Below are 26,255 nucleotides of genomic sequence, written 5' to 3'. Positions count from 1 at the left end.
AATTCCACACGTGAGGTCATAAATTCCCCATATTCCCCAACAAGATACAAAAACTTAATTTCTGATTATTAATATATTAACAAACAATACATACCCATGGCACATCCATTGCTTTATCTTAGGCATAGAATAAAACATCAAAAATATAAAAACTATGAGAACGTTTATCTTTTTAACGGTTAGTCTGTTTTCTGTTGCATTTCTAGGCAGTTGCGTGGAAAGCTCACAAAAATATAAATCCGCATTAGCGAAAATAGATTCGTTACAGGCTATCAGCAATACCCAAGGTGATGAAATGGAAAAATTGCTAGCTGACTTGAATGACATTTCTGCCGGAATGCAATCCATCCGTGAAGCAGAGCATATCCTTGCCGTTGAAGCACAAACCGACAGCAAGAGCAACAAGAGCAAAGCTCAAATCACATCTTTAAGAAATGACGTGCAAGCTTTATCCGACGCCATCGAAGGTTACAAAGCACAAATCGCTAAACTGGAAAAGTCTAACAAGACCCAATCGGCACAGTTCAAGAAACTGATCGCCGGGTTAAACGAAGAATTGGCAGTTCGTGACCAAAAGATCAACGAGATCAACCAAGTTCTCGCCGCAAGAGAAAAAGAATTGGGCATCAAGACGAAACAAATTGCAGAATTGAACCAGAACGTGGAAAACCTGCAACAAGAGTCAACCTCACAAAAAGAAACGATCTCACAACAAGATCAAACGATGAACACGGTTCACTACTTGCTGGGTTCCCGGAAAAACTTGAGAGACGCTAACGTGATTACGCGACAAGGCATCTTCTGCCCGCCAATCGTATCCACGCAAGCACAGAATGCGGCATTCGTGGATGGTGATATGCGCGAGTTGACCACGATAGCATTGAATTCCAAGAAAGCAAAAATCCTTTCCGTACACCCGAGTGATTCATACGCCTTGGAAGCCGGAAACGACGGAATGCAAACTTTGAAGATCACTAACCCGAGTGCATTTTGGAAACAGACCAAATACTTAGTAGTGATGATTAACGAGTAACTTCAAATTCACACACTCATATACACACAACACACACAGGCAAGGTGTCCAGGGTTCTCCGGGACACCTTTTTCTATTTGCATCTTTGCGCATTTTTTACTTAATTTGCATGAACCACGAAAAGAAACGCCTTATGAAAATGCCCCTCCTTCTCCTACTGTGCTTGTTCATGGAAAACAACCCGGATTTCGTGAAACAACAAAAGAATTATCCACGGGTGAGAAACGCTTACCAGGCAAAGGAAACTCTCTTGAGGCAACAACTTGAAAAAGCCGGGCTTTCATTCGACAACATCCACATCCTGATTACAGCATACAAACAAGAAGGAGTGCTCAACATTTATGCGAAAGCACCGGAAGATGCCCAATACAAACAGGTTACCACCTACCGCATCTGTGCCCGTTCCGGTCACCTGGGCCCCAAACGCCGGCAAGGCGATTGCCAAGTTCCGGAAGGCTTCTACCACATCAATCATTTTAACCCAACAAGTAATTATCACCTTTCCCTGATGATCAACTACCCCAACTCGTCGGACAGGCTAAAAAGCAAAGCCTCCAATCTGGGCGGCAGTATATGTATACATGGCAATTGTGTCACCGTCGGATGCCTCCCGATGACCGATGACAAAATCAAAGAGATATACCTTTACGCCGTGCAAGCCCGCCAATGTGGACAAAAAAACATTCCCGTCTACATTTTCCCCTTCAAATTCACGGATCAAAAAGTGAAACAATTCAAAGACACGTACAAGGCATACCCCTTTATACTTGATTTTTGGGATAACTTACGCGAGGGACACGACCTATTTATCAAGGAATTAAAAGAATTGAACGTTTCCGTTGACCGCCTCGGTAATTATCTATTCACGAAATAGGATAACCTATCTCGAAAATCATTACCTTAGCGTACTATTATAAAAAGAGAAAAGCATTATGCTATTTAACAAAAACGATCAAAAAATTTCCCCGGAGATCGAGGAAAAATTGAAATCCTATCGTCGTCAGGGACACATCGTTCCTCCCCGAAAGATCATCAAAAACGCAGAACAGATAGAAGGCATCCGGGAGAGTGCCAAAATTAACACCGCCGTGCTCGACCACGTGGCGGCAAACATTCGCATGGGAATGTCCACGGACGACATCAACACGCTGGTGTACGATTTCACCGTGGCGCACGGGGCTATCCCTGCCCCGTTGAATTATGAGGGATTCCCCAAAAGCGTGTGCACGTCGATCAACGAAGAAGTTTGTCACGGCATCCCGAGCAAAGACATTATCCTGCAAGACGGGGACATTATCAACGTGGACGTGTCCACTATCTATAACGGATACTTTTCCGACGCTTCCCGTATGTTCATGATTGGCAACGTTTCGGAAGCTAAACAAAGACTCGTGCAAGTCACGAAAGAATGCCTCGAGAAAGGAATAGAGGTTGCCAGACCGTGGGGATTCCTCGGTGACATCGGTGCCGTTATTCAAGCCCACGCGGAAAAGAACGGCTATACCGTGGTTCGGGAATTCTGCGGACACGGAGTCGGACTGAAATTCCACGAGATTCCCGAAGTGGAACACGTGGGACGGAAAGGCACGGGGATGCTTCTCGTGCCGGGTATGATTTTTACCATCGAGCCCATGATTAACATGGGAAAAGCGGATATATTCATCGACGAGGAAAATGACTGGACCGTTATTACCGAGGATGAACAACCTTCCGCCCAATGGGAAAACACCATCCTGATTACCGAAACGGGAGTAGAAATACTAACCTGGTAAGCACACGCGCATGGCTACCGAACAGATAGACTCTCCGCTCGTCGACTTGCTCCGGCAATACAAGCTATTGCAACAGGAATACGAGTTCGAGAAGGAGACTTTTTATCAACAGACTCAACGAGCCGGAATACCGAAACGTATCCGGCAGGGAGTTTGTTGGTATCCGGTAACAGCCAAACGCAGTTATTACAATTCATTGAACCAGCTGGTTGTCGAGATCAAGCGGGAGGAGAACGACGAGACGGAACACAATTTCGAATACGGTCGTCCAGTCTGCTTTTTCAAGTTTGATGATGCGGGACAACTCCGTTATTTCAATTTCGCTGCAACCATCAGTTACGTGCACGAGAATACTATGCTGGTCGTGCTGCCGAACCCCGACGCCTTGTTGGACGTACAGAACGCCCGTGAACTAGGCGTTCAATTATACTTTGACGGCACTTCATACAAAACCATGTTCGCCGCCCTGACCGAAGTCATGGAGGCAAAAAACAACCGCTTATCACATTTGCGAGAAGTACTTCTGGGTAGCATTGCCCCGGAACAAAGAGATATCCAGGCAATACGCCTCATGTGGCTGAACACTTCTCAAGAGAAAGCCGTCAACCGGGTACTTCGAGCCAAAGAAGTCGCCGTCGTACACGGTCCGCCGGGAACTGGAAAAACGACCACGCTCGTGGAAGCCGTGTACGAAACGCTGCGACGGGAAAACCAGGTACTCGTGTGCGCGCAAAGCAACACCGCGGTCGATTGGATCGCTGAAAAACTTTTAGACAGAGGTATTAACGTCATGCGAGTGGGCAACCCTACCCGTGTAAACGATAAGATGCTCTCGTTTACTTACGAGCGCAGATTTGAATCGCACCCATCCTACCCGACCTTACGCGCCACTCGTAACGCTATCCGGGAAGCGACAACTCGCATGAAACGCCTGAAAGGAGGAAAACGGGAATCGGAACGGTCTCGTTTGCAACGCCTGCGGGACCAAGCCATTGATCTGGAGATCAAGATAGACGCCCAACTTTTCGGGGAAGCCCGTGTAATAGCTTGTACTTTGGTCGGTTCGGCAAACAAAATTCTGAACGGGAAAACATTTTCCACCCTCTTTATCGACGAAGCAGCCCAAGCACTCGAGGCTGCCTGCTGGATTGCAATCACTAAAGCCAACCGGGTCGTGTTCGCCGGGGATCATTGCCAACTTCCTCCCACGATCAAATGCATCGAGGCGGCACGAGGCGGACTGGATCATACCCTGATGCAAAAGATTTCCCGTCGAAGACCGGAAACCGTTTCCATGCTAGAGATTCAATACCGGATGCACGACGACATCATGCGCTTCCCCTCGAACTGGTTCTACCGGGGACGCCTGCAAGCCTCCCCCGAGGTAAGCCACCGAAATATTCTCGAATTTGATACTCCCGTTGAATGGTTTGACATGGCACATTGCGAACTCACGGAAGACTGTGTAAACGAAACTTTCGGGCGTATCAACAAGCCCGAGGCGGAATTGCTGGTACAACAATTGCAAAACTACATCGAGAAAATTGGCATGGAACGAGTCCTGGAGGAAAGCATTGACTTCGGGCTGATCTCCCCTTACCGGGTGCAAGTGCAGTATATCCGCCAACTCATTAAACGCAACCACTTCTTTCATCCCCTGAAACGCCTCATCACCATCCACACCGTCGACGGCTTTCAAGGACAGGAACGGGATGTCATTCTCATCAGCCTCGTCCGTGCCAACGAAGAAGGCAATATCGGTTTCCTGAACGATTTGCGCCGCATGAATGTCGCCCTCACCCGAGCCCGCATGAAACTCATCATTCTCGGCGATGCTCCCACTCTTACTCATCATCCCTTTTATAAAGCCTTGTACGAATATATCGGGGAAAGAGGGAAGATTATTGATTTATAACAATCGACACAAAACGGTCTAATTAACAAAAAGAGGGCTGATTCCACAGCCCTCAAATTCAAAAACAACAACTAGACTCAACAAATCACTTGTTTTAAATCACGAACCCAAGTATCTATTCTTTTATCTGTCAATTCCGGCTCGTTGGCTTCATCCAAAGGCAATCCCACGAAGCGACCATCCTTGCAAGCCACAGAGTCATCATAACTATATCCGTCAGTACCCACGCTACCAATAAATTTACATCCAGTTCCCTGAAGTTCATCGTGAATAATCCCAATGGCATCACAGAACGAACCCCCGAATGACATTCCGTCGCCACATCCAAATATCGCAACGGTCTTGCCGGATAGATTCTTTGTTTTCAACTTATCCAGGAAAACACCCCAGTCATCTTGTAACTCACCGATTCCCCAGGTAGAACTCCCCAATATCAAAACATCATATTTATCTACTTCATCCACGCTCGTGTTACCCACGTTATACACGTTCGTCGTTCCCAGTAGGGAAGCAATCTTTTCTGCCACGCCTTCTGTCGTTCCGGTCGTGGAACCATAAAATATACCTATCGTTTTCATCTTTGTCTATCTTTTTGTTCATGACAAAGATACACCCTTCCACCACGTCATGAAATCCCTATAAGTAGCTAAATTTTAACGAGCTTATCCCCACATGGAGGTACTGCACGGAGCTTCCCCCTTTTCTTTTTAAAGTAACAACAGACCATATTCACGAATCATTTGCATCTCTTTGCTATACCAGAAAGGTAAGAAATCCTCGTGGATTACAGCTTCATAATCCCGGCACAAGTCTTTCAACAGGTAAGGTTCCCGGTGATCTATTCCTACCCGGTTAAGAATGTCATGTATAAAATAAGCGCTTTCTTTTTGCATCTTTAAACTGACATCCTGCACGGAATCATGCAAGACCACCACGTTCTTTCCTTTCTTCACAATCTCCGCACCTAACTCGACTTCTCCCCCAATCCAGTAAAGACGGCGGATCAGCGAATCCTCCACGGTTTCCCTTTCCTCCATTTGCTGTTCCACGAAATGGGAAGACACGCTCGGGGAGGGTATCTTAAAATCAAACCACTTCTGTAAAGGTAAATCGAATCCCACGCCCCGCATATAATTATAGAGAGAACTGCTCAATCCATTCCCTAACCGCTCGTGATCGTCCCCCTTCAAATCTTCGAATGCTACGTCATTTCGGGCAAATCCACAGAAAGGAGGTTCCGTCACTCGGGTATCATACCGCTCCGGGGCTTGTCCCACCGGACTATGCGCCGTCATGGCAAAACGATGCCAAAAACCGGATTGAATCAGTCCCTGCTCGAACATTTGCCGCACGACTTCCTGCGAATCGATGGTTTCTCTCGTGGTCTCGGTCGGAAAACCATACATCAGATAGGTATGCACCATGATTCCGGCACAAGTAAAATGATGGGTCGTCCGTATCAACTGGGGTAAAGTCACCCCTTTATTAATCAACGCCAATACCCGCTCGGACGCCACTTCCACCCCTCCGGACACGGCAATACAGCCCGACGCTTTCAACAACCTGCACAAGTCAGCCGTGAAAGTCCGTTCGAAACGAATATTTCCCCACCAAACCACGGTCAGGCGTCGCCTCAATATCTCCAAAGCCATCTCCCGCAACAACACGGGAGGTGCTGCTTCATCCACGAAATGGAAGCCCCCTTCTCCCGTCTGCGCCATCACTTGCTCCATGCGGTCGACAATAGTCGCCACCTCGTTCGGCTCGTACCGCCGGATATAATCCAAAGTGCCGTCACAGAAACTGCACTTTCCCCAGTAACACCCGTGAGCCAAGGTTAACTTGTTCCACCTGCCGTCACTCCACAACTTGTACATGGGATTGACCATCTCGACCACGGAAACATACCGATCGAGCAGCAACCCGGAGTAATCGGGAACTCCTACTTCACCTTGGGGAATCATTCCCCAGGTTGTATTATCTTGATAAACCACTTTCCCATCCCGAACCGTAAAAGTACGCACCAATCCACTCTCGTTGACCTCCCCCCGCAGATGCTGGATCAAACGCAAAAGCGGCAACTCCCCGTCATCCAGCAATAAATAATCGGTAAACTCGAAAAAACGGATATCCGTTAATGAACGCAGTTCCGTGTTGGCAAAGCCGCCCCCCATGGCAACCTTCACGCCGGGATAATGCTTCTTAACCCATTCCCCACACCGCAACGCACTATACAAATTACCGGGAAAAGGAATGGTCACCGCCACAATATCCGGATGATAAGCCTCTATCTTTTCCGACAGTAACTTCACGAGATATTTATCCGTGAAACTCAAAGACTTTTCCAATTCGGTAGCCAACCCGTTAAACGAGGATGCCGAACGCCCTAAATGCTCTGCATAACGGCTGAACCCGAAGTTCTCATCCACAGTTTCTTTCAAGAAATCCGACAAGTCTTCCAAATACAACGTCGACAGATAACGGGCTTTATCGTCTATTCCCAACACCCCGAATGCCCATTCCGTATCTTCCACCTGCTCGAATCTTCCTGCCCTTGGCAAAAAACCTTCCTCGCATATCGAATAAGCTAATGTCCGATTACGCCCTTGCAAAAAGGCGATCACCCCGTCCATCGTGCGGATATATTCTTTCCTCAGGGCATAAACCCGTTTCCCGTTCTTTGACAAAGGTTGTTCCTCGACGGTATTAAAAAGCTCCGTCAATCCCCGGGAAGAAAATATCGCCAAGATAACCTCCAAGCTCAAATCGACCTGCACGGCAGGGATCTCCTTCGTGTTCAAGAAACCTTTCAAGTACATCATCGAGGGATAAGGTGTATTCAATTGCGTGAACGGGGGTGTCACCAGCAACACCGGGGAAGAATTATCCATAATCATCATTTTATACACGAGCAAAAGTACGCTTTTTTTATTCTAAGCCAAAATTTAGGATGTATCACATTTTTTTTATAATTTGGCAATCATAAAAATGACTAACAATTGAAACTATTATGGCAAAAAAAGAAAAAAGTATCGAACTGTTAAACAGAGCAGTGGGCGACGAGTTATTAGCAGTACACCAGTACATGTATTTTCATTTCCGTTGTGACGATATGGGTTATGACCTTTTATCCGGTCTTTTCAAACGTACCGCTATCCAAGAAATGATGCACGTGGAGCAATTGGCTGAACGTATCCTGTTCCTGAAAGGGGAGGTTGAAATGGTTGTTTCCGGCGAAGTGAAGAAAATCCATGAACCCAAAGAGATGTTGGAACTCGCTACCGCCATGGAAGTAGGCAGCGTGAACGATTATAACGCTTGGGCAAAAGAATGTGCCGAGAACGCCGACGCCGTATCCAAGAAATTATTCGAGGCATTGGTTGCCGAAGAAGAAGTTCACCAGGATCAATATGAAACCGAATTGGATAACCTGGAGAAATTCGGGGCAAACTATCTGGCATTACAATCCGTTGAGCGCAGTAAAAGCGTGGCAACAGGAGCCGCTCCCGCGGGAGAATAACTGACAGAAAAAGCGACTCAGAACGGGTCGCTTTTCTTTATTTCCGGTTTTATCAGAATCCGTAAAGACTGGTCGTAAGTAACATAACTCCACATCCAGTTGATCAGGATAAAAAGGCGGTTCTTCACCCCGACAATACTCATGAGGTGAACCAGCAACCACAGCGACCACGCAAAGAATCCCCGGAAACGTACTTTGGATAATTCCGCCACGGCATCATTCCTCCCGATCGTCGCCATAGAACCTTTATTCCTATATTTAAAAGGACGCAAAGGCTTCCCCTTGAGCATACTCCGCAAATTATTTGCCAGCAAGTGAGCTTGCTGTATAGAAGGTTGCACCACCTGAGGATGCCCGTTAGGATAATCCGGCGTCACCATCAACGCCGTATCGCCCAAGGCAAATATATCCGCCATCCCCTTTACCCGGTTGAATTCATCCACGAGCAAACGGTTGCCCCGTCCGTAAACCTCTTGCGACAAACCGGGTAAACTATTCGCTTTCACCCCGGCAACCCAAAAGACATTGTTCGTCACAATCTGTTGCCCGTCAACAAAGGTCAGCTTCTCCCCGTCATATTCCTTTACCAATTTTTTCAACAATATTTCTACTTGCAAACGGGTCAAACTACGGACAACCTCCAAGGAAGATTTCTCCGAAAAGGCACCTAGCAGACGATCGCCCCCGTCAACCAAAATGATACGCATCTCGTCCCAGTTCAACTCCGGGTAATCCTTCGGAAGCATAAACTTCTTCATCTCTGCCAATGCCCCGGCAAGTTCGATACCCGTGGCTCCTCCTCCCACGATAACAAAGGTCAGCCATCGCCTCCGGATTTCATCGTCCGTGCAGTTCAACGCTCTCTCGAAACTCTCGATCACCCGGTTGCGATTGAATAAAGCATCCGACGTCGTCTTCAACTGCATAGTACGCTGTACCAATGAAGAATCACCGAAGAAATTCGTACCGGCACCCGTGGCAATAACCAAATAGTCATAAGAAATCTCACCAATCGAAGTTTCCAGACAATTCTTTTCCGGCACGACCTTTTCCACCGTGCACATCCGAATATGAAAATCATGACGATATTTGAAGATTTTCCGGAAAGGAAAAGAAATCGCACTGGGCTCTATACCAGAAGTGGCAACCTGATATAACAACGGCTGAAAAAGATGGTAATTGTTCTTATCCAACAACACCACTTGAAAATCATTATCATTTAATTTACGAGCTAACTTCAACCCTCCGAAACCACCACCCACGATTACAACCCGTTTCTTTTTCCCTTGTCCCGGGATATTACTTATTGCATCCATAATAAACAACCTATTTTCAGGGTTGTACGAATAGATGCAAAGAAACGTTGCATTATTGACTGAATGAAAAATCCATCCGTTTAAAACGAATGGATTTTCCTATATTTTCAGGCTATATCCTAAAACCGATAAGCTAAACCAATAGAAGGTGAGAATGCCGTAGATTTATATTTTCCACCAAACGACTCATCCTGCCCCGTCACCACGTTCTTGTATGGATATTTCCCGTCCCTGTCAAATCCTTGAATATACAAGAAGGCTACATCAATCTGTAAATTCTTGTAAGGCTCGAATGTCAACCCGGCAGAAATACCCAACTTATTCATACCCGGAGTTTCCGGATTATACAAGTTTTTCCGAATCGGGGATTGGTCAAAATAAACTCCCGCACGAACATCCAAACGCTTCGTGGCTTTATAGCTGGCACCCAAACGATAAGTCATCGCATTCTTGTAATTCTTCTCCGCCTTGATCGGGGCTATTCCCAATTCTGCCTCGTTGAAATACACGTTCAATGAATCATAAGCACTCCAACCCACGTATTGCAAATCCAACGCCAATTCCCAACGGTCTGTCGGACGGTAACTTACCCCCAATGTTGTGTTGGAAGGTAACGGAAGCTCTGCATGGAATGAGCCTTGGTCGTATTTTGGAATAGAGATATTCGGTATATTTATACCAGCTCCAGCTAACGCTTCTCCATACTTTGCCATCAATAACTCCATCTGACCAAACATATTCTCGATATTTCGATTAGAATAACTCAATTCTGCATCACCCTCTTTTACCCGCATTTTGATTTTTGAACGATAAGATAATCCGATAGTCACCTTATCACAAACATCATACATGACTCCCACGTTAAACCCTGCTCTCATATGAGCATTCCCCTCCAACCGAGCATAAGCTGGAGGAACGGTTGTATTTTTCATCAACAGCACCATATCCTGTAATCCTTGCTTCTCGGTGTCAGTTAAAGGAAGACGATCTAAATAAGGCAACAAACCTTCCAAAGTACCACCTAATCCTTGAAAATCCTTTGCCCCCATCAATCCACGAGAAAGATTCACGTTACCCCAAGCCAATTGCAATCCGACACCGATACTCAATTTATCGGTAATCTTGTAAGAAAGCGTAGGTTGTATCACGTAAGATTTCAAGCTAATATCTTGAATCAAATCAGCACCAGCCCAATGCTTCGGCCATTTTAATGAACTCCCGTAAGGAGTCGTCAAGCTAATACCCGCTGCCAAATTATCGTAAATCTTGAACCCGGCATAAGCGTATAACGGCGTACTCACCGGATTATCTGTTTTAACAGAATATCCCGCATTACTATATTTTGCTTTCGCCATTACTGCCGAAATCCCAAGTGAAAAATCCATATTTGTTTTCAAGAACACCAATCCCGCCGGATTGAAATGCATACTCTCCGCACCTAACTTCATACCGACACCCACGTGTCCCATTCCGGTCTGTTTCGTGCTCAACAAATTTACCTGATATCCCTCGGCAAAAGCCGACAGGCTCAAAATAGAAGTCATTACTAATACGACTAATTTCTTCATACTATCTTCTTTACATTATTACTAAACTATCCCTTGATGAAATACAAGATAGTCATTTTTAAATTTTAAGGCACAAAAATAACATTCGCCCCCTCAAGTTGTTTCTACTTTACGGTATGCAACAAAAATTGGTTACCTTTGTGCCCAAAATAGACACACCATGATAACCTTTGAAATAGACACCGAATACATCGAGTTGATAAAACTCCTCAAAGCCACCCGTATCGCCGAAAGCGGTGCCATGGCTAAAATCCTCGTCGAAACCGGCGAAGTCACCCGCAACGGTGAACCCGAATTCCGCAAACGAGCAAAAATCACGAAAGGTGAAATCATCACCGCCCTCGGGCAAAGCGTGCAAGTGATATAATAAATAAGCCGGCTGTTCATTATAGTAGCCGGCTTATTTGTTATACTTCTATCTTTTATGCTTATTCCATTCCTTATTCTCATTCCCGAATGAAGAAACCCATCCCGAGAATTGCGAACAAACTTGATCTATTCTCCTATCTTTCTCACGTTCCAACGGGAAATCAAACAATTCTCCAATAATTTATGTATCGCAAAGGGGAAATTATTACCCGAAATGAAATAAGTACCCTTTTTCAATTGAGTCCACATCATTTCTTACATGACGCCATTCTATCAAACATTTATTTCACTAAAAAAGAAAAACGTTTGATAGTTATCGACTATCAAACGTTTCATGTACCCAAGACAGGACTCGAACCTGCACAGCCTTAAGGCCACTAGTCCCTGAAACTAGCGTGTCTACCAATTCCACCACTTGGGCATAGTATCGAAGAACTTTGGAAAAAAAACCTTGCAACTACCTGCTGCAAGGTCTCCCACTTTCATTGTTGTCCCACAAGGATTCGAACCTTGACTGACAGAACCAAAATCTGCTGTGCTACCATTACACAATGGGACAATCGTCATGTCAATTCAACAACCATTTGTTATTTTGACGCTGCAAATGTAGGGCATTTTTTTATTTCACCAAAACAAAATGCAGAAAAATTAAAAGAAAATTGCTATTTTCGTGCGGTTGAAAAGGAACAAATTTAGGATATCCTTGATTACTAACAAGAAATATAAATTCAAAGAAGGAGAAGCATGCGCAACATTAAAAATCACCCCTCGTTAAGTTACAGGTTCATCAATAATGTCACCGGATGGGTGGCGTTCATGATCGCCAGTATCACTTACATTCTTACGGCAGAACCGACAGCCAGCTTATGGGACTGCGGCGAGTTTATCACGACATCAGTCGGACTACAGGTAGGGCACCCTCCCGGGGCTCCCTTGTTCATGATTATTTCACGGCTGTTCGCTATTTTTGCCCCATCCCCGGAAACACAGGCTTATATGATCAACATCATGTCGGCATTATGCTCGGGCTTCACGATATTGTTCTTATTTTGGACAATCACGCATCTAGCCAAGAAAGTGGTGGTAAAAAAAGACGAGGATTGCACCCCGGGACAATTGTATGCCATCATGGGTGCGGGATTGATCGGTGCGTTATGCTACACGTTTAGCGACACGTTCTGGTTCTCCGCCGTGGAAGGCGAAGTTTACGCCATGTCGTCGTTGTTCACTGCCGTTGTGTTCTGGGCTATCCTGAAATGGGAAAACGTGGCTTTTCAACCTTACGCCAACCGCTGGTTGGTATTTATCGCTTACATGATCGGGTTATCTATCGGGGTTCACTTGTTGAACTTGCTGGTTATTCCCGCAATCGTGTTTATTTATTATTTCAAGAAATACGAAACAACGAAATGGGGTGTCATTAAGGCTGCTGCTATATCCTGCGTGATCCTCGGGGCTGTCTTGTGGGGCGTAATCCCGTACGTGATCATCATTGCCGGGTGGTTCGAGTTACTATTTGTCAATAGCCTTGGCTTGCCATTCAACTCGGGTGTTGCTGTTTACGCTGTTCTCCTCATTGGAGGACTGGCTTACGGAATCTATTACACGTTGAAACACAATCACACGGTAGTCAACACGATTCTGACCTGCTTCGTGGTTATGCTGATCGGCTATTCTTCTTACGCTATGGTTGTTATCCGTTCCGTGAGCAATCCCCCGATTGACGAAAATAGCCCGGACAACGTATTTGCGCTCCTGTCTTATATAAGCCGTGACCAGTACGGGCAAGAGCCGCTAGTATACGGACCTTATTATAACGCTCCTGTCATTGACATCGAGGAAGGCGGTCCGATCTATTACCAAAACGAGAAAACAGGGAAGTATGATGTTGTGGGATACAAGACCGAATTGAAGTACGATCCTCGTTTCTGCACCGTATTGCCGCGTATGTACAGTACGGCACGCGACCCGCAAGCCTATATCGAATGGGTGGGACAACCTGCCGGTCCGATGTACTCCGTGGACGGGCAAACCCGCCAAAAACCGACTTTCGGGCAAAATCTGAAATTCATGTTCCGTTACCAGCTCGGGCACATGTATCTAAGGTATTTCATGTGGAACTTCTCGGGGCGACAGAATGATATTCAAGGACACGGAGACCCACGCTACGGGAACTGGATCACGGGTATTCCCTTTGTCGACAATATACTCGTGGGTAACCAAAGCGTGATGCCCGACACGTTGAAAAACGACAAGGCAAACAACAAATATTTTATGCTGCCCTTCATTCTCGGGTTACTGGGTATGTTCTACCAGTACCAGCGAGGGCAGCAAGGGAAGAAAGACTTTTGGGTGGTCATGCTGCTCTTTTTCCTCACGGGTATCGCCATCGTGCTCTACCTGAACCAGTATCCTTACCAGCCGCGGGAACGGGATTACGCTTATGCGGGATCGTTCTACGCTTTTGCCATCTGGGTCGGATTCGGGGTACTCTACCTTTGGGAGATTCTCCGCAAGAAGATGGAACCCCGCAATGCCGCTATCGCGGTGACGGCTGTCTGCCTGCTTGCCGTACCGGTGAACATGGCTGCACAAAACTGGGACGACCACGATCGTAGCGGGCGCTATGCCGTGATCGCACACGCTAAGAACTACCTGAGCACGTGCGCCCCGAACGCCATCCTGTTCACATACGGGGATAATGACACCTTCCCGTTGTGGTACGCCCAAGAGGTGGAAGGTTTCCGCCGGGACGTGCGCATCGTGAACCTGAGTTTGCTCGCCGGTGACTGGTATATCGACCAAATGAAACGGAAAGCATATGAATCCCCCGGTGTACCGATCTCTTTCACGAAAGACGAATACCATGCGGGAGTACGCGATTTCGTGGCTATCGAGGAGAGAACCGAAAAACCGTTCAGTATCGCTGAAGTGATGGATTTCGTTGCTCAAGACGGCGCAGAATACAAAACACGCCGCTACCAGGGCGAACCTTTGAATTATATCCCGACAAGAAACCTCTATCTCCCTGTGGATAAAGAGAAAGTACTTGCCAACGGCACCGTGCAACCGGAGGACGCCGATGAAATCGTGGACAAGGTAGAAATTAAACTGACTGGAAACTCCCTGAACAAATCGCAACTCATGGTGCTAGACATCCTGGCGACCAACAACTGGGAACGCCCCGTGTACTTCGGTATTGGAATGGGACAAGACAGCTACATGGGCTTCGATAAATATTTCCAGCTGGAAGGAGCGGGCTACCGGGTTGTTCCGATCAAAACGGACGAAAAGAACGCTTACTACGAGTTCGGTCGCATCAACTCAAACGTGTTGTACGACAACCTGATGAATAAATTTATCTGGGGAAATATCAAAGACCCGCAAGTAAACATTGACCATTTTCACGACAACACGATCGCAGTGATGAAATACCGGAATACCTTCTTGCGCCTAGCCCAAAAGCTAGTAGAAGAAGCCGTGAAAGAAACCGTGATGCTCAAGGACTCCGTGGTGAATGAAATCATCGATTCATCGAAAATGCAAGAAGCCGTGAAGGTTCTTGATAAATCGCTGGAAGAAATTCCTTTATATCAAGTTCCTGCTGATAACTTCTTGTTGTATTATATCCCGATCTATTACACGGCGGGAGAAAACGAAAAAGCAAACGACCTGGCATGGGCTCTTGCCATGGATAACGCCCAAACGTTGAGATACATCCAGGCGCAGTCAACTAACCGCAGAAAAATGCTGGAAAGAGACGAACAAAATAGTATGTATATCCTGCGTATGTTGATGGATTGGGCAAGAAGCAGTGGTGAAGACGCTTTCGCACAAGAAATACAAAGCATGGTGGAGAACACGTTGACCGGAAAGCCCGTAACGAGTAACCGGATAAACAAGAACTTCCCGATGAATAGTAAAATGAATAAAAGATAAAAAGGGGGATCCCCCTTTTTACAATCTATAAAGTCCATAAACTTAAAAACACAATGATCACAATCGACCACATAAAAGAACTGGCAGAAAGAGGTGAAGCATTGAGGAGGTATCTTTGACATCGACGGGAAGAAGATACAACTCGCTGAAGAAGAATTAAGAACGCAAAACCCTTCCTTGTGGGACAACCCGAAGGAAGCAGAAACCCTGATGAAAAAGGTTCGGGAACTGAAATCCTGGATCGAGGGATACGAGCAAGTGACCGCCGCGGTGGGAGATCTGCAAGTACTGTTCGACTTCGCCAAGGAAGGCGAAGCTACCGAGGAAGAGGTGGATGCGCAATACAAGGAAACCGTACGGATTCTGGAAGACATTGAAATGAAAAATATGTTGCGCCGGGAAGAAGACCACTTTGGTGCTATCATGAAGATCAATTCCGGAGCCGGGGGAACCGAGAGCATGGACTGGGCAAGTATGCTCTACCGAATGTACGTGCGCTGGGGAGAATTAAACGGCTACAAGGTGAAACACGTGGATTACCAGGAAGGCGAAGAAGCGGGTATCAAATCGGCAACCATTGAATTCGAGGGGGATTACGCTTACGGTTACCTGAAATCGGAGAACGGCGTGCATCGCCTCGTGCGGTTGTCGCCTTACAACGCCTCGAACAAACGGATGACATCTTTTGCCTCCGTGTTTGTCTATCCCGCCGTAGACGACACGATCGAGATCACGATCAATCCCGCGGATATCAGCTGGGACACATTCCGAAGCGGAGGTGCCGGAGGACAGAACGTGAACAAGGTGGAGACCGGAGTACGATTACGCCACGCCCCCACGGGCATCATGATCGAGAACACGGAATCCCGTTCTCAGTTGCAAAACAGGGAGAATGCCATGCGGTTGTTGAAAGCTCAATTGTACGAACTGGAACTCAGGAAACGGCAGGAGGAACTGGACAAGATCGAAGGCACGAAAAAGAAGATTGAATGGGGTTCTCAAATCCGTAGTTACGTGTTTGACGACCGCCGGGTGAAAGACCACCGCACCAACTACCAGACATCCGACGTGCAAGGCGTGATGGACGGAGAAATCAACGAATTCATCAAGGCTTACCTGATGATGTTCGGCGGTGAAGAGAAATAAAACGATGCTGATTCTGTGATTTCCGATTCCATGATTTTGTGATTAAAAATCATAGAATCGGAAATCACAGAATCCATAAACTTTAAATTTCCATCATGGACTTCAGTAACTATAAAATATTGATCGTCGGGGATGTGATGCTCGACAAATACTATTTCGGAAAGGTAGAACGGATTTCGCCGGAAGCCCCCGTACCAATCGTGAATATCGTGCGGGAAGAATCACGGCTAGGCGGAGCCTCCAACGTGGCGAACAATATCAGCAGTCTTGGCGGACAAGCGATCTTATGCGGAGCCGTGGGGTACGATTTTTTCGGGAAGGAAATCGAACGGATGGCGCACCGCAAGGGAATCCGAACGGAATTTATCAAAACGGAACAACCCACGATCACGAAAGCCCGAATCATCGGGGGACGCCAACAAATCGTACGTCTGGATTACGAACAACGCCTGGAAATTCCCGAGAAGACAAAAGAGGAATTTAAAGTACAATTGGAAAAACTAATCCATGAAATTCCTACCCTCGTGATCTCCGACTACGGGAAAGGCATGGTTTCCGAGGAATTTTGCACGTTCCTAATCACAGTGGCAAAACAACACGAGGTTAAAGTTATCGTGGATCCTAAGGGACAAAACTGGGCAAAATACACTGGGGCTGACCTTATCACGCCGAACGTGAAGGAACTCGGGGACATCATCGGGCATCCCGTCGACAATGACGATCATGCGGTAGAAACTTCTGCGAAAGAAATCATCCGGCAATACGGGCTGGAAGCCATACTTGTCACCCGGAGCGAAAAAGGTATGAGTTTAGTCAACAAACAAGAAACCATACATATTCCGACACACTCGCAGGAAGTGTTCGACGTGAGCGGAGCCGGGGACACGGTAGTTGCCGCCTTGGCATTAGCCCTGACCGCAGGCAATGGCATAAAAGAATCTATCCGTATAGCTAACATTGCGGCAGGCATCGTGGTACAAAAGATAGGAACTGCAACCCTGACAGCTGAAGAACTGGAAAAAGCGATGTAAAAAGAGTTTATAAAGTTCATAAAGCCATTCCATAGAATGATACTTTATAAACTTTATAAATTACTTTATTTTGGAAATGAAGTACTTCAAAAACGTAAGGTCTTCGGTAAGTTCCGGGTGAAATGAAGTTACCAGCATATTTCCTTCTTCTGCCGCAACCACGTGCCCGTCCACTTCACACAATACTTTTACCCCATTCTCGACTTTCGTGATATAAGGAGCACGAATAAATACCAACTCTATCTCTTTTGAAGAGACAGCCGGAATCACTTGTTTCGTGGAAAAACTATCAATCTGGCTACCGTAAGCATTACGCCGCACGGCTATATCCATAACACCCAAGTGGGTCACCGAATCATTCACCAGTTCTTTCGCCAACAAGATCATGCCCGCACAAGTACCCCAAACCGGCAGTCCCCCGATGATCTTTTCACGCAAAGGAGCCATCAGTCCCGTGCGATTCAGAAGTTTACCCATGGTCGTACTCTCCCCTCCCGGCAAGATTATCGCATCGATGACATCCAATTGCTCCGGGTATCTCACGATCACTGGTTCATGCCCTAACGCTTCAATCTGACGCTCATGCTCGATGATTGCACCTTGAAATCCTAAAATACCTATCTTTTTCATTGCCATAAAAATTACAAAATTCATTCGGCAGGCAAAATGCCTGCCGAATGAATTTTTTAACCTATTATTACCAGCCTCTCTCGGCGTATTTGTTCTCCAATTTGGAAATCTCTAACCCGGACATCGGTTCGCCCAAGTTCTCGGATAATTCAGCCAATTTAACCGGGTCGTTGTAGTAAGTCGTGGCTAAAACGATAGCTCTTGCTCTCTTGGCAGGATCACCGGATTTGAAAATACCGGAACCCACGAAGACTCCCTCGCAACCCAATTGCATCATCAAAGCAGCATCGGCAGGAGTGGCAATACCACCGGCTGCAAAGTTCACCACGGGCAATTTCCCGTTCTCATGCACGAATTTCACGAGATCGTAGGGAGCTCCCATTTCTTTGGCAAGCGTCATCAATGCCTCTGCCGGAGCAGCTTGTACCTGATGGATATCATTGTTCAACTGACGCATATGTCTTACAGCTTCAACCACGTTTCCTGTTCCGGCTTCACCCTTAGTACGAATCATGGAAGCACCTTCACCGATACGTCTCAAGGCTTCGCCCAAGTTACGGCATCCGCAAACAAAAGGCACCTGGAATTGAGTTTTGTCCACGTGATACAAATCATCAGCAGGCGTTAATACCTCACTCTCGTCAATATAATCGATGCCAATGGCTTCCAATATCTGGGCTTCTACGAAATGACCGATTCTCACTTTAGCCATTACAGGAATAGACACGGCGTTCTTGATCGCCTTAATCATTTGCGGATCTGACATTCTGGCGACACCGCCATCTTTACGAATATCCGACGGCACTCTTTCCAGTGCCATAACAGCACATGCCCCGGCAGCCTCGGCAATCTTTGCCTGTTCAACATTGGTTACATCCATGATAACCCCACCTTTGAGCATTTGCGCCAAATTCTTGTTTAATTCATATTTTCCCATAAGGTTCTTCTTTAGAAGGTTAAAACTTATAATAAATAATTGAAAACTAACTTCTTAATTGGGAGATTGATTTAAATGCAAACGTTTTTCCCCGCTTTAAGTAGTTTTCTCAAACGGGGAACAAATATACAATATTTGATGAAAAGAAAAGTATTTCAAGAGACTTTTTCGGACAAATACATCTTTCTGATTGTTACAAATTATAATCTAATCAGTTACAATTTACAACAACCGTCCATCCATAAGTTACGACCTGTAACATTCTGCCTGTTAACCAGGCTTATAGATAGGTTTTCAATCGTTTACAACGATATGTGCTCTTTAATTTTCTAATAGACTTCGATTTAATTTGACGTACTCTCTCGCTGGTGAGCCCCACCCGATCGCCGATCTCTTCCAGGGACATGGCAGTGTAACCGCCCAACCCGTAGTACATACGCAAGATCGTGGCATCCCGCTCATCCAGTGTGGATAGATAACGGTCTATCTCCGTTCGCAACGAATCGGCATTCAATTCCCTCTCCGCCTCCGGCACGGAGTTGTCGTTGGTAATCATCACGTCGTACAGGCTGGACGAATCCTCATCATTTGTCAAAGGAGCATCCATCGACAAGGGACGACTCGCTATCCGCATACTGTCCTTCACTTCTTTTTCCGGTATATCCATCTCCTGGGCGATTTCCTCGGCTGTCGGCTCCCGTTGAAACTCTTGTTCCAGCCGGAAGAAGAACTTGTTCACCTTGTTGATATTACTGATCTTATTCAAAGGTAAACGTACCAAACGCGAGTTTTCGGCTATCGCCTGCAAGATGGACTGGCGAATCCACCACACGGCATAAGAAATGAATTTGAAACCTTTCGTCTCATCAAAGCATTCTGCCGCTTTGATCAAACCAAGATTCCCCTCATTAATTAAATCACCCAGGCTCATGCCGTTGTTTTGATATTGCTTCGCCACAGAAACCACGAAACGAAGATTGCTCTTCACCAGAAGCTCGCGTGCGGCTTTGTCCCCGGCTCGTATTTTCTTAGCTAGCGCAACCTCCTCGTCCGGCGACAACACGTCGATCTTTCCAATCTCCTGCAAATACTTTTCGATTGAGAAAGAATCCCTGCCAGTGATTTGTTTGCTGATTTTTAACTGTCTCATAGGTCTCTTTGTAAATTGGCTTAAAGTTAATAATCTAATTCAATAAAACAAATATTAGAGTATGTTTTTTCATATCTTCCTCGAAAAAGTATACGACAAAATACTAACTTTGTTGTGATAAACTTCAAATTAACCGAAGATAATTTCCCGATTTTCTTTGGCACAATAAAAAAAATACCTAATTTTGCAGTCCGAAGTGAGAAAATAATAACATAAGATGATATCATAATGAAACGTACATTTCAACCATCCAACAGAAAGAGAAGAAACAAACATGGTTTCAGAGAAAGAATGTCTACCGCTAATGGTAGAGCAGTTCTAGCTAGAAGAAGAGCTAAAGGAAGAAAAAAACTGACTGTTTCTGACGAGCGCAGACACAAACACTAATATAAAAAAGCTGCTTTCAAAGCAGTTTTTTTTATGTCATTTCCCTTCCTGTTCTTTTGCCGTTTCCCCGGCGTTAAATACAAATTTTTTTTCCCTCCCCGCCGTAGTTCCACAACTACAACAATCGCCGCATCCGCCTTTCTTGCGAGCCGAACGAAATAACCGATAGACACTTCTCCCTGCGAAGACCAACGCCACGGCAATAATAATATATGTCAATATAATTTGCATCACCTTTACATCAACAAATCCAATATTTGTTTTAGCACGAAACAAACGACCCACGCCAGCACGGTCGTGTATCCCATGACGAAGAATGCCCATTTCGCCCCGATTTCCTTCCCGATTGCGATCAACGCCGCAAAACAGGGAGAATAGAGTAACACGAAAATAATAAACACGATAGCCACGACAGGTGTAAACCCATGCTCCCGCATACGCATCGCCAGTGTTGAGTTCGAGGCTTCATCGTCCTCCATCACTTCTTCCCCTTGATAAAGCACTGCCATCGTACTTACCACGATTTCCTTGGCAGCGACCCCGGTCAGCAAACTCACACCAGCCTTCCAATCAAAGCCCAGAGGTGCCCAGATGGGTTCCATAGCCCGTCCGATACGGCTGATATATGAATTTTCCTGACGCTTGGTCACTTCCTGCCGATGCAGGCTTTCCAGCTTGTCTTCCCGTTCATTTTTCAATCGCGCAACATCACCGGTACCCGAAGCAATCTCGACCTCGTAGGCTGCAACGACCTCCGCTTTTTGCCGATCGTATTCCGTTTCCAACTCCTTGTCCACCGGGAAATATCCCAAAGCCCAAATCAATATGGAAGCAAACATGATGATTCCTCCCATCTTTTTCAGGTATTGCTCCCCTTTACTCCACATATGGCGAACCGTGGTACGCAAAGTCGGCATACGATAAGGCGGAAGTTCCATCACGAAAGGCACTTCCTGTTTATGGAAAAGCAACCGCTTAAACAATTTCGCCATCACGATTGCCGCAATAATACCCACCAGATAAATCCCGAACAATACCAACGCCGCATACTCCTTGAAGAAAGCCCCGACCAGTAAAATATACACCGGAAGGCGGGCGCTACAAGACATAAAGGGATTAATTAATATCGTCAAAATCCGGTCGCTACGATTCTCCAGCATACGCGTGGACATGATTGCCGGCACGTTACACCCGAAGCCCATAATCATCGGGATAAAACTCTTCCCATGAAGGCCGATCTTGTGCATGATCTTATCCATGATAAACGCCGCACGCGCCATATATCCCGTATCTTCCATAAAAGAAATGAACAGGAACAGAATTAATATATTCGGCAAGAACACGATCACACTGCCGACTCCGCCGATAATTCCGTCTACCAGCAAGTCCTTCAGCGGTCCCGCACTCATGTGAGTATCCACAAATTCCCCCAAGGCTCCCACTCCCGCCTCAATCCACTCCATGGGGTAACTCCCGAGGCTGAAGGTGGCAAAGAATGTTGTAAACAAAAACAACAGGAATATCGGGAACCCGAATAATTTATGCGTCACGATAGCATCTATATATTCCGTTTTACGCCGCCGATTGACGGGACTTTCCCGGTAAGTTTCTTTCAAAGCCCCGGAGATAAAGCCGTATTTCGTGTCGGTAACCACCGCCTCCACGCTCTCGCCGAACGTGGACTCTATACGGCAGACATTCTCTTGTACTGTATCCATCAATTTTTCCCGAAACTTATCCTGTTGCACGAAACGCATGATTTCTTTATCGCCCTCGAGTAACATCAACGACATGAACCGGGGTGACATATGGCAAGTCAATTCTTTTTCCTTCTCCAATTCGGCTCGAATAGCAACAATTCCATCCTCAATCTCTTTCCCATAATTAATATGGATATGCCGCACGGTCTCGCTTCTTCCCTCGTACACCTCGATAACTTCTTCCAGTAATTCCTTCACGCCTTTTCCTTTCGAACCAATGGTCGGCATCATCGGCATCCCGATCATCTTCCCCATCTCCCGGTAATCGAAAACCGCACCCGAACGTTCCAGCTCGTCGTACATATTCAAGGCGATTACTCCCTTTACATCCATATCAATCAACTGGGTAGACAAGTAAAGATTACGTTCCAGATTAGAAGCATCGACCACATTGATCACCACGTCGGGAGCGTGGTTCATAATATATTCCCGCACGTATTTTTCCTCGTTTGAATATGCAGATATGGAATAAGTACCCGGCAAATCCACCACGTTAAACTCGTAACCGTTATAATGGAAACTCGCCTTTTTGGCATCCACAGTCACCCCGCTGTAATTCCCGACGTGTTCTTGCGAACCGCTCATATAATTAAATAAGGTAGTCTTTCCCGCATTAGGGTTTCCCACGAAAGCCACATGAATATGTTTCTCCCGTCCTTCCCAGTGTTTCGCGAAAGCTTCTTCCGCATCCCTTGCCGTTGCTTTGATACCAACAATATCACGGGCTTCAGCCAAAGAAACGATCTCGACAAAAGTAGCCTCCTGCCGCCGCAACGAAATCTCGTACCCCATGATCGCGTACTCGATAGGATCGTTCAAAGGGGCATTCTTTACAGCCTTTACCACTTTCCCCCGCACAAAGCCCATTTCATTCAGACGTTTACGGAAAGCCCCGTATCCTTTTACTTTCGTTATCACGGCGCTCTCGCCGGTCTTCAATTCTGACAATAACATATCTGCATCTTTCTGGTTTCGCGGAACAAAGGTAGGATATTATTTTTATTTTTTCTAAATAAACACAGAAAAATATCGATACACGAAAAAGGAGCCACGAATATTCATGGCTCCCTTTTCAAATCTATTTATAATAATCGTATGAAAATACTATTTTTTCAAAGTTTCTAAAGCAACCAATAGAGCTTGGTAATGCGGACGATCATCTTTATGGGCAGTAAGAACCTTAGATTTCACCAAATTAAGCACTTTAACATACATCGTCATACAATGAGCTAACGACTCGTCATACAATTTTGCGTTCACTTCCTTTTGGAATCCATAACCATAAGTGTCACCGAATTGATGCAATTTCAATTGCTCCATAACAACTCCATTGCCATACTCTTGCTCGAGGGCCGATAATTGCTCTTTAAAACAAGCCAAGAATCCACTTTCGTCCAAACCATACGCGAACACCTCTTCAATAGAAGGCGTGTAGGCTGCCACGTTCGTCAATTTTTTGCTAGTTCCTTTCAACGTCTGCACTTGTTTTGCAAATTCAGCTAAAATTCCGCGTTGCATAGTCTTTTCCAGATCTGTCAACTTCTTACCCTTAATCGTGTTGGCAAATACGGCAGAATACAAGTCATTATAATAATCAGCTTGCGTGTAATCACCTCCGGCTACATGCGAAGAAACAAGCACTTTCTCATCTGCCTTCAGTATATTCTGCATCACCAATCCGTATACTTTATCGTTTGATTGAGTAGCAGATAAACCGAATTTAGAAACCACATCTTTATTTTTCAACCATTCGCTATCACACAATTGTTTTACTACCCATTTCAAAGAAGCACTCTGGCATTTTGCATCCACGGCTTGATAACGAGCTCCCGGAGTTCCGTCTTTCACTTCCGTCAGATAAATACCTCCCACATTATACAACACGTTCATCAAATAACGATAATATTGCGTAACAATGCCTTCATACAAGAACTGACGATGGGCGGTAGAAGCGTCATCCTCGATCCACTCGTTCAAGTGCTCCATGATGTACTTCAAGTTCTTGATACCATATTCGCTGGCTTTCATCGGGTCGTCACCCAAATCTTCCTCCACGGCACTCGGATCATAACGAGCATAAACTTGCTGTTTTCCATAACGATAACGAGGATCTCCGGCTTTTTCATCTACCCATGATTCCAAGATTTTAGCCTCTTCTCTTACATCCAAATTACCGGCAATAGGAGAATACAACCATTTTATAGCGTATTCGTCATAGCAACCAAGTACAGGAGGTGTTAACTTCAGACCTTTATCCCCGGGCTGTGACACATAGTTAAAGCGGGCATAATCCATAATTGAAGGAGTCGTTCCATATTTCTGTGTAAACGATGCACTCCGCAAAGAATCCACTGGGTAAGCATGGGAAGCTGACATATTATGCATCAATCCCAACGTGTGTCCGATCTCGTGAGCTACCACGTATTCCAAAGACTCGTCCAACACTTCTTTAGGCAGTTTTTTAGCCCGCACGCGAGGGTCTATTTGCGCCGTCTGCGTGAAACGCCACATGTTATTCAATTTCACCACGTCGTTATAAACCAACACGGAAGCGTTTATAATTTCTCCCGTTTTCGGATCTACCCAAGACGGTCCCATGGCATTCATCGTTTTCACTGGGGAATAACGGATACAAGAATATTTCAAGTTATCCGGATCAAAATTAGGGTCTTCTTCTGCCGTCGGGAAGTCTCGCACTTGAAGGGCATTTTTAAAACCGATCTTCTCGAATGCTTGGTTCCATCTCAAAACAGCTTTGCGAATCGGTTCTTTCCACCCTTCCGGAAAAGTATTGTCAACATACCAAACAATAGGTTTCACCGGTTCCACTAACTCTCCTCGTTCCCATGCACGCATATCCTTAGGCTCCAAACGCCAACGATTGGCAAACGTATAGGATTGAATTCCATCCTCCTCGGTTGAAATACGTTGCTTTCCTGTCAAGAAAATACCGATACGGGAATCCGAGATTCTCGGTTTCATCCGATCCTTGTCTTCCGGCAACAACAACACGGTACGAGTCACCTTGTTAGAAACATCTCCTAAGTTAATTGTAAAAATAAACAAAGAAGCACTCACGGAATGGGTCGTGTTGGTCGCAATGGATACATTGTCCTCGAATGCTTTCATTTCTCCTAAAGAAAACAACTCCGACTTAGGGGAAGCACTGATAGAAATCATCCCGGAAGACATTTTCGAAATAGGAGCCAACTCGGGTACATTATCCACGAACAAGGGCGACACGTCGAAGACAACGGAAGAACTGTCCGCATTATAAGCCTCAAGGGTAAACTTCTTCATGTAAGGATCGATATAATTTTCCTCTACGGCTTCTTTCAAATTAGCTTCTTTTTCGTTGTATTCCACTAGAGAATTTACACTCCTCAGGAAAATAGTACTATCCTGCAAATCAAACCTCACGTGTAACGGATCAGAAGGCTTATACCCTACCGTGCACAAGGTCGGGCTACTCGTTTCAGAAATGGTAGAAGCAATCAACAATTCCCGTCCCATATATTTTACCGGATATTCGAAATACACCTTATTCCCGACACGGTGCAACGTGATAAAATCCCCCTTCACTGTTTTCACACCCGGCTTTTTCAACAACTTGTCATACTTGCTTTCTTTCTTTGCCGGGGCTGCTTCCTCTATTTTCCCTTTTTCTTTCTTCTTTTTCGAAGCTGCATACAGAGTGCCCCCAAGTGGCATCAAAAATAACGCCACCAACAACAATACAATACTTTTTTTCATAATTCTATTTTTTGTGATTTACTTTGTGT

At 45.7% G+C, this 26,255-nt stretch carries 20 protein-coding genes and 2 tRNA genes; 10 read left to right on the top strand and 12 right to left on the bottom strand.

Annotated features, from left to right (window positions below):
• The first annotated feature begins 154 nt into the window (after positions 1-154).
• From BN8899_RS12605 to BN8899_RS12590, 4 genes are all read left to right on the top strand, one after another.
• Entirely contained in the window at positions 155-1,033 is an 879-nt protein-coding gene (locus BN8899_RS12605; RefSeq protein ID WP_018337183.1) for a Cbp1 family collagen-binding glycoprotein adhesin, read from the top strand.
• A 133-nt stretch (positions 1,034-1,166) separates the two neighbouring features.
• A complete protein-coding gene (locus BN8899_RS12600; RefSeq protein WP_040371289.1) occupies positions 1,167-1,907 on the top strand; it encodes a L,D-transpeptidase family protein in 741 nt (246 codons plus the stop codon).
• A 58-nt stretch (positions 1,908-1,965) separates the two neighbouring features.
• A complete protein-coding gene (gene map, locus BN8899_RS12595) occupies positions 1,966-2,805 on the top strand; it encodes a type I methionyl aminopeptidase (protein WP_018337185.1) in 840 nt (279 codons plus the stop codon).
• 10 nt (positions 2,806-2,815) lie between these two features.
• Positions 2,816-4,720 (top strand): AAA domain-containing protein, encoded by a 1,905-nt coding sequence (locus tag BN8899_RS12590; protein WP_065219693.1) that lies wholly within the window; start codon positions 2,816-2,818, stop codon positions 4,718-4,720.
• Positions 4,721-4,797: 77 nt separating this feature from the next.
• On the opposite strand, the gene BN8899_RS12585 is transcribed toward BN8899_RS12590, so the two are convergent.
• Together BN8899_RS12585 and BN8899_RS12580 are read right to left on the bottom strand one after the other, a co-directional pair.
• Complete coding sequence (locus BN8899_RS12585; RefSeq protein WP_065219692.1) at positions 4,798-5,298, bottom strand: flavodoxin; 501 nt, start codon at positions 5,296-5,298, stop codon at positions 4,798-4,800.
• Positions 5,299-5,427: 129 nt separating this feature from the next.
• Positions 5,428-7,611 (bottom strand): B12-binding domain-containing radical SAM protein, encoded by a 2,184-nt coding sequence (locus tag BN8899_RS12580; protein WP_065220715.1) that lies wholly within the window; start codon positions 7,609-7,611, stop codon positions 5,428-5,430.
• A gap of 119 nt (positions 7,612-7,730) precedes the next feature.
• Here BN8899_RS12580 and BN8899_RS12575 point away from each other — a divergent pair, with 119 nt between their 5' ends.
• Positions 7,731-8,240 carry a bacterioferritin gene (locus BN8899_RS12575; protein WP_018337189.1) on the top strand — a complete coding sequence of 170 codons (510 nt, stop codon included), beginning with the start codon at positions 7,731-7,733 and terminating at the stop codon, positions 8,238-8,240.
• Between the two features lie 17 nt (positions 8,241-8,257).
• Here BN8899_RS12575 and BN8899_RS12570 read toward each other — a convergent pair whose 3' ends face one another.
• On the bottom strand, positions 8,258-9,556 hold the full coding sequence (locus tag BN8899_RS12570; protein ID WP_065219691.1) for an NAD(P)/FAD-dependent oxidoreductase: 1,299 nt from the start codon (positions 9,554-9,556) through the stop codon (positions 8,258-8,260).
• A gap of 119 nt (positions 9,557-9,675) precedes the next feature.
• Positions 9,676-11,124: an OmpP1/FadL family transporter gene (locus tag BN8899_RS12565; protein ID WP_026207401.1), complete on the bottom strand. Its 1,449-nt coding sequence runs from the start codon at positions 11,122-11,124 to the stop codon at positions 9,676-9,678.
• Between the two features lie 160 nt (positions 11,125-11,284).
• On the opposite strand from BN8899_RS12565, the gene BN8899_RS12560 reads away from it, so the two are divergent.
• Complete coding sequence (locus tag BN8899_RS12560; RefSeq protein WP_018337192.1) at positions 11,285-11,491, top strand: RNA-binding S4 domain-containing protein; 207 nt, start codon at positions 11,285-11,287, stop codon at positions 11,489-11,491.
• Positions 11,492-11,830: 339 nt separating this feature from the next.
• Here the strand turns inward: BN8899_RS12560 and BN8899_RS12555 are convergent.
• Positions 11,831-11,914: transfer RNA gene (locus tag BN8899_RS12555), tRNA-Leu, on the bottom strand.
• A 67-nt stretch (positions 11,915-11,981) separates the two neighbouring features.
• A tRNA-Gln gene (locus BN8899_RS12550) sits at positions 11,982-12,052 on the bottom strand.
• A 185-nt stretch (positions 12,053-12,237) separates the two neighbouring features.
• Between BN8899_RS12550 and BN8899_RS12545 the strand changes: the two genes are divergently transcribed.
• The 3 genes from BN8899_RS12545 to rfaE1 all read left to right on the top strand — a co-directional run bounded on the left by BN8899_RS12545 (position 12,238) and on the right by rfaE1 (position 17,609).
• Positions 12,238-15,432 carry a glycosyltransferase family 117 protein gene (locus BN8899_RS12545; RefSeq protein ID WP_065219690.1) on the top strand — a complete coding sequence of 1,065 codons (3,195 nt, stop codon included), beginning with the start codon at positions 12,238-12,240 and terminating at the stop codon, positions 15,430-15,432.
• Positions 15,433-15,485: 53 nt separating this feature from the next.
• A protein-coding gene (prfB, locus tag BN8899_RS12540) for a peptide chain release factor 2 (RefSeq protein WP_148375419.1) occupies positions 15,486-16,578 on the top strand; the annotation gives its coding sequence in 2 pieces (ribosomal slippage) (positions 15,486-15,548 and positions 15,550-16,578; 1,092 coding nt in all).
• Between the two features lie 95 nt (positions 16,579-16,673).
• Positions 16,674-17,609, top strand: a complete 936-nt coding sequence (gene rfaE1, locus BN8899_RS12535) for a D-glycero-beta-D-manno-heptose-7-phosphate kinase (RefSeq protein ID WP_065219689.1) — start codon at positions 16,674-16,676, stop codon at positions 17,607-17,609.
• A gap of 60 nt (positions 17,610-17,669) precedes the next feature.
• Here the strand turns inward: rfaE1 and pdxT are convergent, their stop codons facing one another.
• From pdxT to BN8899_RS12520, 3 genes are all read right to left on the bottom strand, one after another.
• Entirely contained in the window at positions 17,670-18,239 is a 570-nt protein-coding gene (gene pdxT / locus BN8899_RS12530) for a pyridoxal 5'-phosphate synthase glutaminase subunit PdxT (RefSeq protein ID WP_065220713.1), read from the bottom strand.
• Positions 18,240-18,306: 67 nt separating this feature from the next.
• The gene (pdxS, locus tag BN8899_RS12525; RefSeq protein ID WP_018337198.1) at positions 18,307-19,176 is read right to left on the bottom strand and encodes a pyridoxal 5'-phosphate synthase lyase subunit PdxS; all 870 of its coding nucleotides are present in this window, start codon (positions 19,174-19,176) and stop codon (positions 18,307-18,309) included.
• 280 nt (positions 19,177-19,456) lie between these two features.
• Entirely contained in the window at positions 19,457-20,326 is an 870-nt protein-coding gene (locus tag BN8899_RS12520; protein ID WP_018337199.1) for a sigma-70 family RNA polymerase sigma factor, read from the bottom strand.
• A 228-nt stretch (positions 20,327-20,554) separates the two neighbouring features.
• Between BN8899_RS12520 and rpmH the strand changes: the two genes are divergently transcribed.
• The gene (gene rpmH / locus BN8899_RS20425) at positions 20,555-20,713 is read left to right on the top strand and encodes a 50S ribosomal protein L34 (RefSeq protein ID WP_071595963.1); all 159 of its coding nucleotides are present in this window, start codon (positions 20,555-20,557) and stop codon (positions 20,711-20,713) included.
• 36 nt (positions 20,714-20,749) lie between these two features.
• On the opposite strand, the gene BN8899_RS20420 is transcribed toward rpmH, so the two are convergent.
• The 3 genes from BN8899_RS20420 to BN8899_RS12505 all read right to left on the bottom strand — a co-directional run bounded on the left by BN8899_RS20420 (position 20,750) and on the right by BN8899_RS12505 (position 26,226).
• On the bottom strand, positions 20,750-20,944 hold the full coding sequence (locus BN8899_RS20420; RefSeq protein WP_148375417.1) for a FeoB-associated Cys-rich membrane protein: 195 nt from the start codon (positions 20,942-20,944) through the stop codon (positions 20,750-20,752).
• A gap of 5 nt (positions 20,945-20,949) precedes the next feature.
• Entirely contained in the window at positions 20,950-23,427 is a 2,478-nt protein-coding gene (feoB, locus tag BN8899_RS12510) for a ferrous iron transport protein B (protein ID WP_065219687.1), read from the bottom strand.
• A gap of 150 nt (positions 23,428-23,577) precedes the next feature.
• Positions 23,578-26,226: a zinc-dependent metalloprotease gene (locus BN8899_RS12505; protein WP_065219686.1), complete on the bottom strand. Its 2,649-nt coding sequence runs from the start codon at positions 26,224-26,226 to the stop codon at positions 23,578-23,580.
• Positions 26,227-26,255 lie beyond the last annotated feature (29 nt).

The organism is Butyricimonas sp. Marseille-P2440, assembly GCF_900091675.1.
GTDB classification, from domain to species: Bacteria; Bacteroidota; Bacteroidia; order Bacteroidales; family Marinifilaceae; genus Butyricimonas; species Butyricimonas synergistica.
The sequence above is the reverse complement of the archived record's forward strand: the minus strand, read 5'-3'. Positions and strand labels throughout refer to the sequence as shown.

Excerpts from the sequence above, each read along its gene's own strand:
- BN8899_RS12605 (WP_018337183.1), top strand. The coding sequence starts at position 155 with ATGAGAACGTTTATCTTTTTAACGGTTAGTCTGTTTTCTGTTGCATTT.
- BN8899_RS12600 (WP_040371289.1), top strand. The coding sequence starts at position 1,167 with ATGAAAATGCCCCTCCTTCTCCTACTGTGCTTGTTCATGGAAAACAAC.
- map (WP_018337185.1), top strand. The coding sequence starts at position 1,966 with ATGCTATTTAACAAAAACGATCAAAAAATTTCCCCGGAGATCGAGGAA.
- BN8899_RS12590 (WP_065219693.1), top strand. The coding sequence starts at position 2,816 with ATGGCTACCGAACAGATAGACTCTCCGCTCGTCGACTTGCTCCGGCAA.
- BN8899_RS12585 (WP_065219692.1), bottom strand. The coding sequence starts at position 5,298 with ATGAAAACGATAGGTATATTTTATGGTTCCACGACCGGAACGACAGAA.
- BN8899_RS12580 (WP_065220715.1), bottom strand. The coding sequence starts at position 7,611 with ATGGATAATTCTTCCCCGGTGTTGCTGGTGACACCCCCGTTCACGCAA.
- BN8899_RS12575 (WP_018337189.1), top strand. The coding sequence starts at position 7,731 with ATGGCAAAAAAAGAAAAAAGTATCGAACTGTTAAACAGAGCAGTGGGC.
- BN8899_RS12570 (WP_065219691.1), bottom strand. The coding sequence starts at position 9,556 with ATGGATGCAATAAGTAATATCCCGGGACAAGGGAAAAAGAAACGGGTT.
- BN8899_RS12565 (WP_026207401.1), bottom strand. The coding sequence starts at position 11,124 with ATGAAGAAATTAGTCGTATTAGTAATGACTTCTATTTTGAGCCTGTCG.
- BN8899_RS12560 (WP_018337192.1), top strand. The coding sequence starts at position 11,285 with ATGATAACCTTTGAAATAGACACCGAATACATCGAGTTGATAAAACTC.
- BN8899_RS12545 (WP_065219690.1), top strand. The coding sequence starts at position 12,238 with ATGCGCAACATTAAAAATCACCCCTCGTTAAGTTACAGGTTCATCAAT.
- rfaE1 (WP_065219689.1), top strand. The coding sequence starts at position 16,674 with ATGGACTTCAGTAACTATAAAATATTGATCGTCGGGGATGTGATGCTC.
- pdxT (WP_065220713.1), bottom strand. The coding sequence starts at position 18,239 with ATGAAAAAGATAGGTATTTTAGGATTTCAAGGTGCAATCATCGAGCAT.
- pdxS (WP_018337198.1), bottom strand. The coding sequence starts at position 19,176 with ATGGGAAAATATGAATTAAACAAGAATTTGGCGCAAATGCTCAAAGGT.
- BN8899_RS12520 (WP_018337199.1), bottom strand. The coding sequence starts at position 20,326 with ATGAGACAGTTAAAAATCAGCAAACAAATCACTGGCAGGGATTCTTTC.
- rpmH (WP_071595963.1), top strand. The coding sequence starts at position 20,555 with ATGAAACGTACATTTCAACCATCCAACAGAAAGAGAAGAAACAAACAT.
- BN8899_RS20420 (WP_148375417.1), bottom strand. The coding sequence starts at position 20,944 with ATGCAAATTATATTGACATATATTATTATTGCCGTGGCGTTGGTCTTC.
- feoB (WP_065219687.1), bottom strand. The coding sequence starts at position 23,427 with ATGTTATTGTCAGAATTGAAGACCGGCGAGAGCGCCGTGATAACGAAA.
- BN8899_RS12505 (WP_065219686.1), bottom strand. The coding sequence starts at position 26,226 with ATGAAAAAAAGTATTGTATTGTTGTTGGTGGCGTTATTTTTGATGCCA.